This is a genomic window from Streptomyces boetiae (assembly GCF_031845405.1).
In the GTDB taxonomy this organism is placed as follows: Bacteria; Actinomycetota; Actinomycetes; order Streptomycetales; family Streptomycetaceae; genus Streptomyces; species Streptomyces boetiae.
The window spans coordinates 84270-100477 of sequence record NZ_JAVREN010000021.1 but is presented as its reverse complement, the minus strand read 5'-3'; the positions used below and the strand labels follow the sequence as shown (position 1 = coordinate 100477).

At 76.5% G+C, this 16208-nt stretch carries 11 protein-coding genes and 2 pseudogenes; 12 read left to right on the top strand and 1 reads right to left on the bottom strand.

Annotation, left to right across the window (positions count from 1 at the left end):
- Nucleotides 1-176: 176 nt before the first annotated feature.
- The 6 genes and pseudogenes from RM780_RS15815 to RM780_RS15790 all read left to right on the top strand — a co-directional run.
- Nucleotides 177-1346, top strand: a complete 1170-nt coding sequence (locus RM780_RS15815) for a TadA family conjugal transfer-associated ATPase (RefSeq protein ID WP_311631366.1) — start codon at nt 177-179, stop codon at nt 1344-1346.
- Nucleotides 1343-2203, top strand: coding sequence for a type II secretion system F family protein (locus tag RM780_RS15810; protein WP_311631357.1), 861 nt, complete (start codon nt 1343-1345; stop codon nt 2201-2203). The genes RM780_RS15815 and RM780_RS15810 overlap by 4 nt, the downstream gene beginning before the upstream one ends.
- Nucleotides 2200-2823: a type II secretion system F family protein gene (locus RM780_RS15805; RefSeq protein WP_311631356.1), complete on the top strand. Its 624-nt coding sequence runs from the start codon at nt 2200-2202 to the stop codon at nt 2821-2823. The genes RM780_RS15810 and RM780_RS15805 overlap by 4 nt, the downstream gene beginning before the upstream one ends.
- Nucleotides 2824-3021: 198 nt before the next feature.
- On the top strand, nt 3022-3222 hold the full coding sequence (locus RM780_RS15800) for a DUF4244 domain-containing protein (protein ID WP_311631355.1): 201 nt from the start codon (nt 3022-3024) through the stop codon (nt 3220-3222).
- On the top strand, nt 3176-3547 hold the full coding sequence (locus tag RM780_RS15795) for a TadE family type IV pilus minor pilin (RefSeq protein ID WP_311631354.1): 372 nt from the start codon (nt 3176-3178) through the stop codon (nt 3545-3547). Before RM780_RS15800 ends, RM780_RS15795 begins: the two co-directional genes overlap by 47 nt.
- Nucleotides 3531-3806: pseudogene (locus tag RM780_RS15790) on the top strand (Rv3654c family TadE-like protein); the annotation flags it as partial. The gene RM780_RS15795 and the pseudogene RM780_RS15790, both read left to right, overlap by 17 nt.
- Before the next feature lie 69 nt (nt 3807-3875).
- Here RM780_RS15790 and RM780_RS15785 read toward each other — a convergent pair.
- Nucleotides 3876-6325 (bottom strand): annotated as a pseudogene (locus RM780_RS15785) (DEAD/DEAH box helicase); the annotation flags it as partial.
- A 58-nt stretch (nt 6326-6383) separates the two neighbouring features.
- Here RM780_RS15785 and RM780_RS15780 point away from each other — a divergent pair.
- From RM780_RS15780 to tmk, 6 genes are all read left to right on the top strand, one after another.
- Entirely contained in the window at nt 6384-6725 is a 342-nt protein-coding gene (locus RM780_RS15780) for an STAS domain-containing protein (RefSeq protein WP_052847650.1), read from the top strand.
- Between the two features lie 111 nt (nt 6726-6836).
- Nucleotides 6837-7256, top strand: coding sequence for an ATP-binding protein (locus RM780_RS15775; protein WP_311631363.1), 420 nt, complete (start codon nt 6837-6839; stop codon nt 7254-7256).
- A gap of 176 nt (nt 7257-7432) precedes the next feature.
- Entirely contained in the window at nt 7433-8008 is a 576-nt protein-coding gene (locus tag RM780_RS15770) for a small secreted protein (RefSeq protein ID WP_311631353.1), read from the top strand.
- A gap of 77 nt (nt 8009-8085) precedes the next feature.
- Complete coding sequence (locus RM780_RS15765) at nt 8086-9675, top strand: DUF7059 domain-containing protein (RefSeq protein ID WP_311631352.1); 1590 nt, start codon at nt 8086-8088, stop codon at nt 9673-9675.
- Between the two features lie 233 nt (nt 9676-9908).
- Nucleotides 9909-12851 carry a type I DNA topoisomerase gene (gene topA / locus RM780_RS15760; RefSeq protein ID WP_311631351.1) on the top strand — a complete coding sequence of 981 codons (2943 nt, stop codon included), beginning with the start codon at nt 9909-9911 and terminating at the stop codon, nt 12849-12851.
- 456 nt (nt 12852-13307) lie between these two features.
- The gene (gene tmk / locus RM780_RS15755) at nt 13308-16196 is read left to right on the top strand and encodes a dTMP kinase (RefSeq protein ID WP_311631350.1); all 2889 of its coding nucleotides are present in this window, start codon (nt 13308-13310) and stop codon (nt 16194-16196) included.
- Nucleotides 16197-16208: the final 12 nt, after the last annotated feature.

The window sequence follows — 16208 nt, the reverse complement described above, 5'->3', positions numbered from 1 at the left end:
GCCGCCGCGGGCGAGCCGCCCGGGAGCGATCCGCGGGGCGTGCTGGCCCGGTTCTGCGACGCCCTGCTGGAGAACGCCCGGCCTGCCGCCGGTGCCACGGCCGTGGGAGCCGCCGCGTGAGCGCCCAGGCCTCGCCCGCCGCGCGGGCCCCGGAGCGGGCGGCGGAGGCGCCGCCGGTGCGGCCCGAGGAGCTGCCCGAGCTGCTGGACGCGGTCCGGCTGCGCCTGGCCGAGGACGGCGCCGAGCCCACGCCCGGCCGGGTCGCCGCCGCGCTGCGGGACGGCGGGCGGGTGCTCGGGGACAGCGCGGTGCTGTCCGTGGTGCGCGCGCTGCGCTCGGAGCTGGTCGGCGCCGGGCCGCTTCAGGCCCTGCTGTCCGAGCCGGGAGTCACCGACGTCCTGGTCAACGGGCCGGACGAGGTCTGGGTCGACCGTGGCGCCGGCCTGGAGCGTTCCCCGGTGCGCTTCCCCGACGCGGCGGCCGTCCGCAGGCTCGCCCAGCGGCTCGCCGCCGCCGCGGGCCGCCGCCTGGACGACGCCCGGCCGTGGGCGGATGTCCGTCTCGCGGACGGCACCCGGTTGCACGCCGTGCTGCCGCCCGTGGTGGTCGGCGGACCGTGCCTGTCGCTGCGGGTGGTGCGGCCCCGGGCATTCACGCCGGCGGAGCTGTGCGAGGCGGGCACCATCCCGCCCGGCGGCGAGCGGCTGCTGCGCGCCGTCGTCGCCGCCCGCCTGTCGTTCCTCGTCACGGGCGGCACCGGCTCGGGCAAGAGCACGCTGCTGGCCACGCTCCTGGGCCTGGTGCCGGAGGACGAGCGGATCGTGCTGGTGGAGGACTCCGCCGAGCTGCGCCCCGCCCACCCGCACGTGGTGCGGCTGGAGACCCGCCCGGCCAACCAGGAGGGCGCGGGCCGCGTCAGCCTGCGCGACCTGGTGCGCCAGGCCCTGCGGATGCGGCCCGACCGCCTGGTGGTCGGCGAGTGCCGCGGCCCCGAGGTCACCGACCTCCTCGCCGCCCTGAACACCGGCCACGACGGAGGCACGGGCACGCTCCACGCGAACGCCGCGGCCGACGTCCCCGCCCGCCTCGAAGCGCTGGGCAGCACGGCGGGGCTGCCCAGGGCGGCGCTGCACAGCCAGCTGGCCTCGGCCCTGTCGCTGGTGGTCCACCTGGCGCGCGACCGGCGGACCGGCCAGCGCCGGATCGCCGAGATCCACGTCCTGGAGCAGGACGGCCGCGGCCTGGTCCACACCGTCCCGGCGGCCCGCTGGTCCCCGGCCGGGTTCCTGCACGCGCCGGGCTGGGGCCGCCTGGTGCGCATGTGCGGCGGGGCGGGCGCGCTGTGACCGGGCAGCTGCCGCACTTCGCCGCGGCCCTGTGCGCGGGGGCGGGCGCCTGGCTGCTGGCCGACGGGCCGGCCAGCCCCCGGCGCGCCCGGCTGGTGCTGGAGGCCGGGCGCGGCGCCCCGCAACGCCCGCCCCGCCGGCGCCGTCCGGTGCTCCGGCCGCCCGACCGGGTGACCGTGCGCTGCGCGCTGGGCGCGTTCGCGGCGGGCGGGCTGCTCGCCCTGGGCGGCGGATCCGCGCTGCCGCTGCCCGCGGCCCTGCTGCTCTCGCCGCTCGCCGCCCGCTGGTGGCGCCGCCGCCGGGCGGAGCGGGAGGCCGAGGCGCGGCGGGAGGCGGTCATCGCCTTCTGCGCCGCGCTCGCCGCCGAGGTCCGGGCGGGACGCCCCGCGGCGGAGGCGCTGTCCGGCGCGGACGGCCAGGCGCTGGGCGCCGCGGCGGCCGGGGTGCGCGCCGCCGCCCGCTACGGCGGCGACGTGCCCTCGGCCCTGCGCGCGGCGGCGGCCCGGCCGGGCGCCGAGGGGCTGTGCGGCGTGGCCGCCTGCTGGGCCGTGGCCGTGGACGGCGGGGCCTCCCTCGCCGCGGGCCTGGAGCGGGTGGCCGAGGCGCTGCGGGCCGAGCGCGAGCAGCGGGAGGAGCTGCGCGCCCAGCTCGCCGGGCCGCGCGCCACGGCCCTGGTGCTCGCCGGGCTCCCGGTGTTCGGACTCCTGCTGGGCGCGGGGATGGGCGTTCAGCCCCTGCGGGTGCTGCTGTCCACCCCTGTGGGCCTGGGCTGCCTGCTCGCGGGGGCCGCGCTGGAGTGGGCCGGCATCGCCTGGGTCGCGGCCATCGTCAGGTCGGCGGAGCGGAGCGTGTCGTGAGCGGTTCCGCCTGCCTGACCTTCATGGCCCTCGCCGTCCTGACCGTGGGCCGGACCTGGCGGGCGTGGATCATCTGCCGCCGGGCGGCCTCGCTGGAGGACCCGCCGGGCCGTCCGGCGGGGAGCGGCCGGAGCCGCACGCTCCGGGGCCGTCGGCTCCCGCGGTGGCGCCGGGCGGCCCGCGCCCCGGCCGACCCGGAGCTGCCGCTGGCGACCGAGCTGCTCGCCGCCTGCCTGGCGGCGGGCGCCGGGCCGGGCGCGGCGGCGGAGGCCGTCGGCAGCTCGCTGGGCGGCCCGCTCGGCGAGCGCCTGCGCCGCGCCGCCACCGAGCTGCGGCTGGGCGGCGACCCCGCCGCCGTCTGGGGCAGGCTCGGCGAGCACCCCGGCGCCGCCGGGCTCGCCCGCGGGCTGGAGCGCGCCGAGACCAGCGGGGTCGCGGTCGCCGCCGCGGTCGCGGCCCTGGCCGCGGAGAGCCGGGCCCGCCGCCGCAGGACCGCCCAGGCCAGGGCCCGCCGCGCCGGCGTGCTGGTGACCGGCCCGCTGGGCCTGTGCTTCCTGCCCGCCTTCCTGCTGATCGGCGTGGCCCCCGTGGTCATCGGCATGGCCGGAGCCCTGCTGTGACCTCGCACCGCCCGAGCCCCCGCCGCCGCCCGCGGCGAGCGGCGATCCACAGCCTGTGGACGAATCCGGCCGCACCCGGGAACCCCGGGGAACGCCCCGCCTGAGCCCCTCGCGTCGCCCGCTACGGCCCCTCGCTCCTTCCCGCCCGAACCCGGACCCGAGCCCGCAGCACGACTCAACCAGACAAGGAGATCTCCCATGTGGTCCCTCGCCCTGCACCTGTTCCGCCGCCGCTACGGCGGCCTGCGCCGGGACGGCGGCATGAGCACCGCCGAGTACGCCATCGGCACGATCGCCGCCGCCGCGCTGGCCGCCGTTCTCTACCAGATCGTCACCTCGGGGGCGGTGAGCGATGCCCTCCAGAGCGTCATCGAGCGCGCCCTGTCGACCCAGCCGTGACCGCGGTTACGTCACCGCCGAGGCCGCGGTCGTCCTGCCCGTCCTCGTCGTCCTCCTGGGGATGCTCCTGTGGGGCCTGGGGGCCGTGGCGGCCCAGGCGCGGTGCGGGGACGCCGCCCGGGCCGGTGCCCGGGCGGCGGCCCGCGGCGAGGCCGCCGCGGCCGTCGAGCGGGCCGCGCGCGCCACGGCGCCCGAGGGCGCCCGGGTGCGGGTCGCCCGGGAGGACGACCTGGTGCGCGTCACCGTGGACGCCCGCACGCCCGGCCCCGGGCCCCTGGCCGTGCGGGTCAGCGGGGAGGTGGTGGCCCGTGCGGAGCCGGAGTGAGCCCGCCGACCGCGGAGCCGCCACCGTGTGGGCCGTGGCCGGGGCGGCGCTGCTGTGCGCGCTGTTCGGCGGCCTGCTGGCCGTGGGCGAGGTGATGGCGGCCCGTCAGCGGGCGGGCGCGGCGGCCGACATGGCGGCCCTGGCCGCCGCCGAGACCGCCCTCTCCGGGCCCGACGCGGCCTGCCGGCTCGCCCGCCGGGTGGCCGCCGCGCAGGACGCCCGGCTGGTGCGCTGCCACGTCGGCGGAGAGATCGCCGACCTCACGGCCGAGACCCGCGCCGGACCGTACGCCGTGCGCGCCCGCGCCCGGGCCGCACCCGGCGGCGTGTCAGTGCCGCAGCAGCTCGGTCAGCACGCGCAGGGCGCCGGCCTTGTGCAGCGGCTCGTTCCCGTTGCCGCACTTCGGCGACTGGATGCACGAGGGGCACCCGGCGGCGCACTCGCAGGCCGCGATGGCGTCGCGGGTGGCCGCCAGCCACCGCCGGGCGGTGTGGAAGGCCCGCTCGGCGAACCCGGCCCCGCCCGGATGCCCGTCGTGCACGAAGACGGTCGGCAGCAGCGTGTCGGGGTGCAGCGCGGTGGAGACCCCGCCGATGTCCCACCGATCGCAGGTGGCGAACAGCGGCAGCATCCCGATAGAGGCGTGCTCGGCCGCGTGCAACGCCCCCGGCAGCACGTCCGGGTTGAGGCCCGCCGCCTCCACCTGGTCCTCCGTCAGCGTCCACCACACCGCACGGGTGCGCAGGGTCCGCGCCGGCAGGTCCAGGCGCGTCTCGCCCAGTACCTCGCCGGTCAGCAGGCGCCGGCGCAGGTAGGAGACGACCTGGTGCGTCACCTCCACCGAGCCGAAGCACAACCGGGCCGGGCCCCACTCCTCCACCGTGTCGGTCTCCAGCACGGCGATGTCGGTCACCTCGCGGGCCGAGGTCGTCCACGGCGGGTCGGCCTCCTCCACCAGCGCCACCGAGCCCTCGACGTCGAGCTCCCGCACCAGGTACGTCACCCCCTGGTGGAGGTGGACCGCCCCCTCGTGGACCGTGGAGTGGGCCGCCCCGGCGTCCACCGTTCCCAGCAGCCGGCCCGTGTCGGCCTCCACCACCCGCACCGGCTCCCCGCCCTGCCCCCGGATGGAGACCATGCCGGCCGGGCGCTCCTTCCGGGTCCAGTACCAGGCGCTGCCCCGGCGGCGCAGCAGCCCGCGCTCGGCCAGCTTGGGCAGCAGCTCCTCGGCCGTGGGCCCGAAGAGATCGCCCTCCGCCGCGAAGTCGGCGGCGGTCAGCGGGAGCTCAGCAGCGGCCGCGCACAGGTGCGGCGCGAGGACGTAGGGGTTGCCCGGGTCCAGGACGGTGCTCTCCACCGGCCGGCGGAAGATCGCCTCGGGGTGGTGCACCAGATAGGTGTCCAGCGGGTCGTCCCGGGCGACCAGCACGGCCAGCGCGCCCTGCCGCTGCCGCCCGGCCCGCCCCGCCTGCTGCCACAGCGAGGCGCGCGTCCCGGGATAGCCGGCCAGCAGCACCGCGTCCAGCCCGGCCACGTCCACGCCCAGCTCCAGCGCCGTGGTGGCCGCCAGGCCCAGCAGCTCGCCGCCGTGCAGCGCCCGCTCCAGGTCCCTGCGCTCCTCGGGCAGATAGCCGCCCCGGTAGGCCGCGACCCGCCCCGCCAGCGCCCGGTCGGTCTCCGCGAGCCGCTCCTGGGCGATCAGCGCGATCAGCTCGGCGCCGCGCCGGGAGCGGACGAAGGCGAGCGTGCGCACGCCGTCGGCGGCCAGGTCGGTCAGCAGCTCGGCCGTCTCGGCCGTGGCGGTCCGGCGCACCGGAGCCCCTCGCTCCCCGCGCCCCTCCGTCAGTGGCGGCTCCCACAGGCCGAAGACCAGCTCGCCGCGCGGCGAGGCGTCCTCGGTGACCTCCGCCACATCCAGACCGGTCAGCCGCGAGGCCGACACGCCCGGATCGGCGGTGGTCGCCGACGCCATGACGAACACCGGCTCCGCCCCGTAGTGCCCGCACACCCGCCGCAGGCGCCGCAGCACTTGGGCCACGTGCGAGCCGAACACCCCCCGATAGACGTGGCATTCGTCGATCACCACGTACCGCAGCGCCCGCAGGAAGGAGGACCAGCGGCGGTGGGCGGGCAGCAGGCCGCGGTGGAGCATGTCCGGGTTGGTCAGGACGAGGTTGGCGTGCTCGCGCGCCCAGGCACGCTCCTCTGTGGCCGTGTCGCCGTCGAAGACGCACGGGCGCACGGCCGCGCCGAGCGGTTGGGCCAGCCGGCGTATCGCGCGGAGCTGGTCGGCGGCCAGGGCCTTGGTCGGCGCCAGGTACAGCGCGGTGGCCGCCCGCGGGCCCGCCCCGGCCCCCGCCTCGCGCAACGCGCCGAGCACCGGGAGCTGATACGCCAGCGACTTTCCCGACGCGGTGCCCGTGGCCACCACCACCGACTCGCCGCGCAGCGCGTGAGCGACGGTCAGCGCCTGGTGCTCCCAGGGGCGCTCGATTCCCGTCGCGCGCACCGCCGCGACCACGTCCGGGTGTATCCCTTCCGGCCAGGACGCATGACGTCCGGGACGCGCGGGCAGCTGCTCCATGTGAGTGAGGCGCGCCGCCCGGTCCCTCCGGTCGCGCAGCCCTTCGAGCACCGCCCGCGGGGACGGGCGGCGAGCGCTGCTGTCGCCCGCCCGAGGCGGTGCGTGCTCGTGGGACATCGGCATCGAGTCTGTCACTGGTCCGGCGGACAATGGCTGTAAGACGTCGTCCTGGGCATGTGTAAGTGGTTGAATGCCCTGGCGGCTGCCGATCCATGGGGGGCGACCGCTCGTTAGCAAGGTGCTGGAGGATCCGTGGACCTGTCCCTGTCGACCCGGACCGTTGGCGACCGCACGGTCGTCGAGGTAGGCGGCGAGATTGACGTATACACCGCGCCCAAGCTGCGCGAGCAGCTGGTGGAGCTGGTCAACGATGGCAACCACCACCTCGTGGTGGACATGGAGCGCGTTGACTTCCTCGACTCCACCGGGCTCGGTGTGCTGGTCGGGGGCCTGAAGCGGGTGCGCGCTCAGGAGGGCTCACTGCGCCTGGTGTGCAACCAGGAGCGGATCCTGAAGATCTTCCGGATCACGGGCCTGACCAAGGTGTTCCCCATCCACGAGTCCGTGGACGAGGCCATCGCGGCCACCGACTAGCTCAGGCGAAAGCTCACCACCGCGGCCACCCCGCGCGCCGGCGGGGCCGGGGAATTCCCTGGCACCGCGGCGGCCCGGGGCGGAGTCTCCGCACGATCGAGGGGGATGGCAATGGCCACCGTCGAACTTCGCTTCAGCGCGTCCCCGGAGCACGTGCGCACCGCCCGGCTGGTGGCCGCGGCGGTCGCCCGGCGCGCCGGGGTCGACGAGTCCGTTCTGGACGAGCTGCGGCTCGCGGTCGGCGAGGCGTGCAGCCGCGCGGTGGGCCTGCACGCGGTCCACGGCCTCAGCTCGCCGGTGCGCGTCGTCCTCACCGAGGGCGAGAAGTCCTTCTCCATCGAGGTCGGCGACGACGCGCCCAGCGTCGTTCCCGCCCCGCGTGACCGGTCGGCCGGCGAGGCCGCCGAGGAGACCGACGAGCTGGGTCTCGCGGTGATCAGCGGCCTGGTCGACGATGTCGAGGTGCTCTCCGACGCCCGCGGCGGCGCCATCCGGATGAGCTGGCCCACCGTCACCGCCTCCGTGCGCTAGGTCCCGGCACGGCCCGCCCGGCGCGTTCCCCCTCCGCCGACGCCCGTCGGCGCGGTGGTGCAAATGGCGTCAATCCCGGACAGCCGTAACCGACGTCACTCGGAAGAGGGATGCTCGGCGTGTAAGTTCGCGCACGGGTCCTAGCCCGGACGACGCACGACGAGGGACGAGGAACGGTGAAGAAGAAGCTGGCTGCGACGCTGTCGGGTTGCGCGGTGGTCCTGCTCACGCAGGCGGCGTGCGGCGGGGGCGACAACAGCGAGGAGCGCGACACCTGGGCCAGAAACTTCTGCGCCGACATCCGGCCGCAGGTGGAGCGGATCCAGGAGTCGTTCACCGCCATCGCCGAGGTGAGCCAGGGCAGCCGCCCCGCCGAGGAGGTCCGCGAGGCCAACGCCGCCGCCTACGGCGAGCTCTCCGAGGCCTACGCCGGCCTGGCCTCGGTGGTCAACGACGCGGGCGACCCCCCGGTGGACAACGGCCAGGAGCTGCGGGAGAACGCGGCCGGCGCCCTCACCGAGCTGTCCGAGTCCTTCACCGCCCTGCGCGAGGACATGGAGGCCCTGGACACCTCCGACCAGACCGCCTTCGCCGACCAGCTGCGGGAGTTCGCGCCCCGCCTGGAGCAGCTCGGGGAGAACGGCTCCGAGGCCCTCGGCGAGCTCCAGACCGGCGACCTGGGCGAGTCCCTGCGCCGCCAGGAGGGCTGCCGCAACGCCTCCGCCGCCCCCTCGCCCGAGCCGGACGCGTAACGCCGCTGCCGCGCGCCGCCCCCACCGCGCCCCGCCCGCGGGGAGGGGTACCCCGCGCGGCGGACCACAATGGCGGCGTGACGCTCACCGGTCTGCCCACCCCCGGCGACGGCACCTCCCGGCTGCGGGAGGCGCTGCTCGCCGCCTCGTTCACCCCCGACGGCCTGCTGAAGCTGCTCGGCCGCCCCGCCCGCGCCGCTCTCGCCCGCGGCGAGACCGCCCCCGCGCTGCACGCCCTCCACGGCGCGGGCGAGGACCCGCTCGCCGTGCTGCTGCGCCTGTTCCTGCTGCGGCTCCCCGTGCCCGAGGGCCCCGCCGCCCGCGCCGCCCTGCCCCTGGACGCCGCCCTGGCCGACGGCTGGCTGGAGCGCGACGGCGGCGCGTTGCGCGCCACGGTCGAGATCCGCCCGTACGAGAACGCCGAGGGCCAGGACTGGTACGCGGTCTCTGACGGCCACGGCGCGGGCGTTCCCGGCGCGGACCCCGGCCCCGCCGCCGGCCGCCGCGACGCCGTCCTCGGCCCCGGCGGCGCCTCCGCCACCCTCGCCGCGCTCACCGTCCGCACCCCCGTGGCTCGCGCCCTCGACCTGGGCACCGGCTGCGGCGTCCAGGCACTGCACGCCACCCGCCACGCCGGCTCCGTCACCGCCACAGACGTCAACACCCGGGCCCTGCGGATGACCGCCCTCACCCTCGCCCTCTCCGCGGCCCCGCCCGCCGACCTGCGCGCCGGCTCCCTCTTCGACCCCGTCACCGGCGCCACCGGCGGTAACGCGCCGGCCCCCCGCGACGGCACCGAACCCCCCGGTTTCGGCCTCATCGTCTCCAACCCGCCCTTCGTCATCTCCCCCGCCCGCCCCACCGGCCCCACCCCCGGCCTCACCTACCGCGACGCCGGCCTCCCCGGCGACGCCCTCTGCCGCTCCCTGGTCACCCGCTCCGCCGCCCACCTCGCCGAGGGCGGCCACTGCCAGCTCCTGGCCAATTGGCAGCACGTCGAAGGCGAGGACTGGCGCGAACGCGTCGCCGCCTGGGTGCCCCCCGGCTGCGACGCCTGGATCGTCCAGCGCGAGACCCAGGACGTCACCGAGTACACCGAGCTGTGGCTGCGCGACGCCGGCGCCCACCGCGGCGACCCGGCCGCCTACCGCGCCGCCTACGCCGCCTGGCTGACGGAGTTCGCCGAACGCCGCACCCACGCCGTCGGATTCGGCTGGATCACCCTGCGCCGCTCCGGCACCCGCACCCCCTCCGTCCTCGTCGAGGACTGGCCGCACGCCGTCGCCCAGCCCCTCGGCGAAAGCGTCCGCGCCCACTTCGAACGCCAGGACTTCCTGCGCGACCACGCCGACCCCGCCGCCCTGCTGAGCCGCCGTTACCTCCTGGCCGAGGGCGTTGCCCAGGAGCAGATCGGCGCGCCCGGCGCCGAGGACCCCGAACACGTGCTCCTGCGCCAGCGCGACGGGATGATGCGCGCCCGCCCCATGGACACCGTCGGCGCCGGATTCGCGGGCAGCTGTGACGGAACACTCCCCGCCGGGACGATCCTGGACGCCATCGCCTCACTCCTGGGCGAGGACCCCGCCGCCCTGCGCGAGCGGGCCCCCGCCTGGCTGCGCCCCCTGGTTGAGCAGGGATTTCTGCTGCCCGCCCCGCCCGCCGGGTGAGGCGGGAAAGGGCAGGGAAACGGCGCGGGAACGGGCGCGGGAACCGCGCGGCGCCCACCCGCGTGACCGTTCACGGACAAGATCCCGGGTGCCACCGGGCGGCGGGAAAGGCGGATCTCGGGTTACCGTTCGAGATGCGTTGCGGAGTTTTCCCGTTTGACACGCAGCAGGGATGTACCGTCACACTCCGCACGGTCAGTACGTTCCCCTGAGGCTGGAGAGAAGAGCAGACGTTGTCCCCGACCAGCGAGACCGCGAACGGCGGGCGCCGACTTGTCATCGTCGAGTCGCCGGCCAAGGCGAAGACGATCAAGGGCTACCTCGGCCCCGGGTATGTGGTCGAGGCCAGCGTCGGGCACATCCGCGACCTGCCCAGCGGCGCCGCCGAGGTCCCCGCCAAGTACAAGGGGCAGCCCTGGGCCCGCCTCGGGGTCAACGTCGACGCCGACTTCGAGCCGCTCTACGTCGTCAACAGCGACAAGAAGGACCAGGTCAAGAAGCTCAAGGAGCTGCTGGCCGACTCCGACGAGCTCTACCTCGCCACGGACGAGGACCGCGAGGGCGAGGCCATCGCCTGGCACCTCAAGGAGGTGCTCAAGCCCAAGGTCCCCGTCCGCCGGATGGTCTTCCACGAGATCACCCGCGACGCCATCCGCGCCGCCGTCGACAACCCCCGCGAGCTGAACCAGCTCCTCGTCGACGCCCAGGAGACCCGACGCATCCTCGACCGCCTCTACGGCTACGAGGTCTCGCCGGTCCTGTGGAAGAAGGTCATGCCCCGGCTGTCCGCCGGGCGGGTGCAGTCCGTCGCCACCCGCCTGGTCGTCGAACGCGAGCGCGAGCGCATCGCGTTCCGCTCCGCCGAGTACTGGGACCTCGTCGGCACCTTCGCCACCGTCCCCGGATCGGCCACCGAGCAGGGCGCGTTCGACGCCCGCCTCACCGGCGTGGACGGCCGCCGCGTGGCCACCGGCCGCGACTTCGGCCCGGACGGCCGGCTGAAGAACCCCGGTCAGGTCCAGCAGCTCAGCGAGGAGAACGCCCGCGCGCTGGCCGCCGCGCTCGCCGACACCTCCTTCGCCGTCCGCTCCGTCGAGTCCCGCCCCTACCGCCGCTCCCCGTACGCGCCCTTCCGCACCACCACGCTCCAGCAGGAGTCCTCGCGGAAGCTGGGCATGGGCGCGAAGGCCACGATGCAGGTCGCCCAGCGCCTGTACGAGAACGGCTTCATCACCTACATGCGGACCGACTCCACCACCCTGTCGGAGACGGCCGTCGCCGCCGCGAGAGCCCAGGTCACGCAGCTCTACGGCGCCGACTACCTCCCCGACCGCCCCCGCGTCTACACCAGCAAGGTGAAGAACGCCCAGGAGGCGCACGAGGCGATCCGGCCCTCGGGGGACCGCTTCCGCACCCCCGCCGAGACCGGCCTGACCGGCGACCAGTACCGGCTCTACGAACTGATCTGGAAGCGCACCGTCGCCTCCCAGATGAAGGACGCCGTCGGCCAGTCGGTCGCCGTCCGCGTCGGCGGCACCAGCGCGGACGGGCGGGACTGCGAGTTCAGCGCGACCGGCAAGGTGATCACCTTCCACGGCTTCCTCAAGGCGTACGTCGAGAGCGTGGACGACCCCGGCGCCGACCTCGACGACCGCGAGCGCCGGCTGCCCCAGGTCGCCGAGGGCGACCCGCTCACCGCCCGGGAGCTGGCGGCGGACGGGCACGCGACGAAGCCGCCCGCCCGTTACACCGAGGCCACGCTGGTCAAGGAGCTGGAGGAGCGCGAGATCGGCCGCCCCTCCACCTACGCCTCGATCATCGGCACGATCCTGGACCGGCGGTACGTCTTCAAGAAGGGCACCGCCCTCGTCCCCTCCTTCCTCTCCTTCGCCGTCGTCAACCTGCTGGAGCAGCACTTCGGCCGCCTCGTGGACTACGACTTCACGGCCAAGATGGAGGACGACCTCGACCGCATCGCCACCGGCGACGCGGAGGCCGTGCCGTGGCTGCGCCGCTTCTACTTCGGCGAGGAGGGCCGCGAGGACGCGGTCGGCCCGGCCGCCGCCGTCGGCCCGGCCGCGAGCGCCGCCGACGCGGGCAACGGCGACGGCGACCACCTCGGCGGCCTCAAGGAGCTGGTCACCGACCTCGGCGCCATCGACGCCCGCGAGATCTCCTCCTTCCCCGTCGGCGAGGGCATCGTGCTGCGCGTCGGCCGGTACGGCCCCTATGTCGAGGCCCCGCCGGAGCCGGACGCGGGCGAGGACCAGCTGCCCAAGCGCGCGGATGTCCCCGACGACCTGCCGCCGGACGAGCTGACCGTCGAGCTGGCCAAGGAGCTGCTGGCCAAGCCCACCGGCGACTTCGAGCTGGGCACCGACCCGGCGAGCGGCCACCAGATCGTCGCGCGGGACGGGCGCTACGGCCCGTACGTCACCGAGGTGCTGCCCGAGTCCGTTCCCACGACGGGTAAGAACGCCGTCAAGCCGCGCACCGCCTCGCTGCTGAAGTCGATGTCGCTCGACAGCGTGACGCTGGAGGACGCGCTGAAGCTGCTGTCCCTGCCGCGCGTCGTGGGCACCGACCCCGAGTCGGGCCAGGAGATCACCGCGCAGAACGGCCGGTACGGGCCGTACCTGAAGAAGGGGACGGACTCGCGCTCGCTGAGCAGCGAGGAGCAGCTGTTCACGGTCACGCTGGAGGAGGCGCTGGCGATCTACGCCCAGCCCAAGCAGCGCGGGCGGGCCGCAGCCAAGCCCCCGCTGAAGGAGCTGGGCGAGGACCCGGTGACCGGCCGCCCCGTGGTGGTCAAGGACGGGCGGTTCGGGCCGTACGTCACGGACGGGGAGACCAACGCGACGCTGCGGCGCGACGACGACCCGGAGACCATCACGCCGGAGCGCGGCTACGAGCTGCTGGCGGAGAAGCGGGCCAAGGGGCCGGCGAAGAAGACCGCCAAGAAGACGGCCGCGAAGAAGACGGCGGCCGGGGGCGCGGCGAAGAAGACCACGGCCGCCAAGAAGACCGCGGCGAAGAAGACGACGGCGGCCAAGAGCACGGCGGCCAGGAAGACCACCGCCGCGAAGAAGACGGCCGCGGCCAAGAAGGCCCCGGCCAGGAAGACGGCCGCGGCGAAGACGGCGGAGTCGGCCGAGGTGGGCGCCGACACCCCGTAGCGGGGGAGGGACAACGCCCGGGGCGCGCGCGGTCGTTCCGCGCAACGGCCCCAGCGCGGGCGTTCGTTCGACGCAACGGCCGGGGCGGGCGTTGGCCGTGACGGCCCGGGCGGGCGTTCGCGGGAACGGCCGGGGGCGCGCGCGGTCGTTCCGCGCAACGGCCGGGCTCGGGTGCCGCTCCCGCCGGAACCACCGCGAACGAGACGCACCGCCCCCGCCCGGCAGACCCTTGCGAACCAGACAACTGCGAAGAAACCAGCGGCCCCAAGAACGGCGGCACCCGCAAACGCCCCCGCCCCCGCGCCCCGTCCGCGCCCCCGCCGCCGCAGGGAATACGCCGTCCGGCGGGCGGGCTGCCGCCGAAGCGGAGTAGCCTCGTCCGGACCGGCCGCCGTTACCCGGGCAAATGTTCGGGCAGGTGGCAACACCCTTCGCCGTGAAGGTTACGCTGGCCGAATGACGCGTGCAGAGCAACCCCAGGTTGTTGACCCCGCCCCGGGCGCCACCGACGAGGCGCTCGCCGCGGACTCCCGCGAGCGCGCCAGGCAGGCGCTGTTGCAGGTCCCCCGGCTCCGCCGGCTGTGGGAGGCCCAGGTCGCCGGCGGCACCGCCGACGCGCTCGCCCTGCTGGTGCTGATCCTGCTCTCCGTCCAGGCGGCGCTGTACGTCCCCGAGGGCGGCGAGCCGCTCTTCGGCGGCGAGTACCGCGGCGTCGCCCTGGCCGTCACCGTCACCATCGCGGTCCGCCTGGCCGCCACGCTCATCGGCGGCGTGCTGCTGCTCGGCCCCATCGCCGGGCTGCTCGGCGCGGACGGTCCGCTGGATCGGCGCTGGACCATGATCGGCGCCGACGCCCTGCGCGTCGCCCTGCTGATCGTCGCCCCCCTGTGGATCGACTGGCTCCCCGACAGCGCGTACGTCTACCTGCTGATCACCGTCCTGGTCACCGGTCTGGCGGAACGCGTGTGGACCGTCGCCCGCGACGGCGTCGCCCCCGCGCTGCTGCCGCCGCCGCCCCCCGAGGGCGCCGCCGTGCGCCCCCTCCCGGACCACCCCGAGGCCCTGCGGCGCCTATGGCTGCGCACCGGCTACCTCGCCGTCCCGGCCGCCGCCGCGGCCCTCGTCGCCGCCGCCCTCCTGTCCAACCTGCTGGCCACGCGGCTGGGCTGGTTCTCCGAGCACCAGGCCGCGATGGCCTCCTACATCGCCGCCGGCCTCTTCGCCTCGGCCATCTCCGTCCTGTACTTCCTGCGGCTGCCCGCCGCCCCGCCGCGCCGCCCGGTCTCCCCGCTGGAGGGCCTGCGCACCCCCGCCTCCCCGGCCGGCGCCGGGAAGGGCCGCACCGGGGCCGTTCCCTTCCTCGTCCTCGGCTGTGCCGCCGTGGCCGCCGCGATCGCCGCCGCCTCCGCGCTCGGCGTGCTGCACGCCGCCGACCAGGGCGGCGGCCCGGTGACGTTCGGCCTGCTGGTCCTCGCCCTGACCGGCGGCGTGGTGGCCGGCGTCCGCCTCGCGCCCGCCGTGCTGCCCGCGCTCTCCCGGCGGCGCCTGTTCGCCCTGGCCATCGCGCTGACCGGCCTCGGCCTGTTCGGCACCGGCCTCATCTCCGACCCGGCCACCGTCCTGTTCACCGCCGCCGCCACCGGAACGGCCGCCGGAATCGCCGCGCACACCGGCCACGTGCTGCTGGAGCAGGAGACCGAGGACTTCCGCCGCCCGCGCCTGACCCGCCACCTGCACGCCGTCTCCCGCGTCGCCGTCGCGCTGGCCGCCGTCGCCGCGCCGCTCGCCGCCGCCTTCATCGGCCCCCACCGGGTCGAGCGCGGCCAGTTCGTCATCCAGCACGGCGGGGCCGCGTTCACCCTGATGGTCCTCGGCGCGCTGCTGCTGCCCGTGGCCGCCGTCGTGCTCGGCCGCACCGACGACCGGCGCGGGGTCCCGCTGCGCCGCGACCTCGCCGAGGCCGTTCGCGCCCCCGACCGCAACGCCCCCGCCCCGGCCGCCACCGGCTTCTTCATCGCCGTCGAGGGCGGCGACGGCGCGGGCAAGACCACGCAGACCGAGGCCCTGGCCGAGTGGATCCGCGGCAAGGGTCACGAGGTCGTCGTCACCCGCGAGCCCGGCGCCACGCCCATCGGCCAGCGGCTGCGCACCATCCTGCTCGACGTCTCCTCCAGCGGCCTCTCCCACGAGGCCGAGGCCCTGCTCTACGCCGCCGACCGCGCCGAGCACGTCGCCTCCGTGATCCGGCCCGCCCTCGAACGCGGCGCCGTCGTCATCTCCGACCGCTACCTCGACTCCTCCGTCGCCTACCAGGGCGCGGGCCGCGACCTGTCCGCCGCCGAGGTCGCCCGCATCTCCCGCTGGGCCACCGGCGGCCTGGTCCCGCACCTGACCGTCCTGCTCGACGTCTCGCCCGAGACCGCGCGCGAACGCTTCACCGAGGCGCCCGACCGGCTGGAGTCCGAGCCCAGCGAGTTCCATCAGCGGGTGCGCGCCGGGTTCCTGGCGCTGGCCGCCGCCGACCCTGCCCGGTACCTCGTCGTCGACGCCGGGCAGGACCCCGAGTCGGTCACCACCGCCGCGCGGCACCGGCTCGACCAGATGCTCCCGCTCTCCGAGGCCGAGATCCGCGCCCAGGAGGAGGCCAGGCGGCGCGCCGAGGAGGAGGCGCGCCGGCGCGCGGAGGAGGAGCGCAGGCGCAAGGAGGAAGAGGAGCGCCGGGAGCGCGAACGCCAGGAGGAACTGGCCCGGATTCGCGCCGAGGAAGAAGAGCGCCGCCGCCGCGAGGAGGAGCAGCGCCGTCTCGCGGAGGAGCTGCGCCGCGCCGAGGAGGCCCGCCTCCGGGCCGAGGAGGCCAGGCGGCGCGCCGAGGAGGAACGCCGCCGGCTGGAGGCCGAGGAGCGGGTCCGCCGCGAGGAGGAGGAGCGCCGCCGCAAGGAGGCCGAGGAGGAGGCGCGGCTGCGCGCCCAGGCCGAGGAGCGCCGCCGCGAGAAGCAGCGCAAGGCCGAGGAGGCCCTGCTCCGCGCCGAACAGGCCCGCCGCGCCGCCGAGGACAGCACCGAGACCCAGCAGCTCCCGCGCCCCGCCGCCGCCCCCGACCCCGACAGCGAGGAGACCGCCACGCTGCCCCGGCCCGAGGACGCGGACGGCCCCTCCGGAACGACCCGCCCGCTGCCGGTGATCGGCGACGGCCCCGCGCCGGACGCCGCCGAGGGGCGGGGCCGCCCGGAGTGGGCCGAGGAGACGCCGCTGGACGATGTCCCCACCCTCGCCGACGAGCTGCTGGGCCCGCACCGGTACGAGGAGGAGGACGAGAAGGGCCCCGACGGGCCCGAGCGCCGCTAGCGGGGGCGTTGT

Coding starts and splice junctions, on each gene's coding strand:
- RM780_RS15800 (WP_311631355.1), top strand. CDS start 3,022: ATGTGGTCCCTCGCCCTGCACCTGTTCCGCCGCCGCTACGGCGGCCTG.
- RM780_RS15795 (WP_311631354.1), top strand. CDS start 3,176: ATGCCCTCCAGAGCGTCATCGAGCGCGCCCTGTCGACCCAGCCGTGAC.
- RM780_RS15775 (WP_311631363.1), top strand. CDS start 6,837: ATGGCCACCGTCGAACTTCGCTTCAGCGCGTCCCCGGAGCACGTGCGC.
- tmk (WP_311631350.1), top strand. CDS start 13,308: ATGACGCGTGCAGAGCAACCCCAGGTTGTTGACCCCGCCCCGGGCGCC.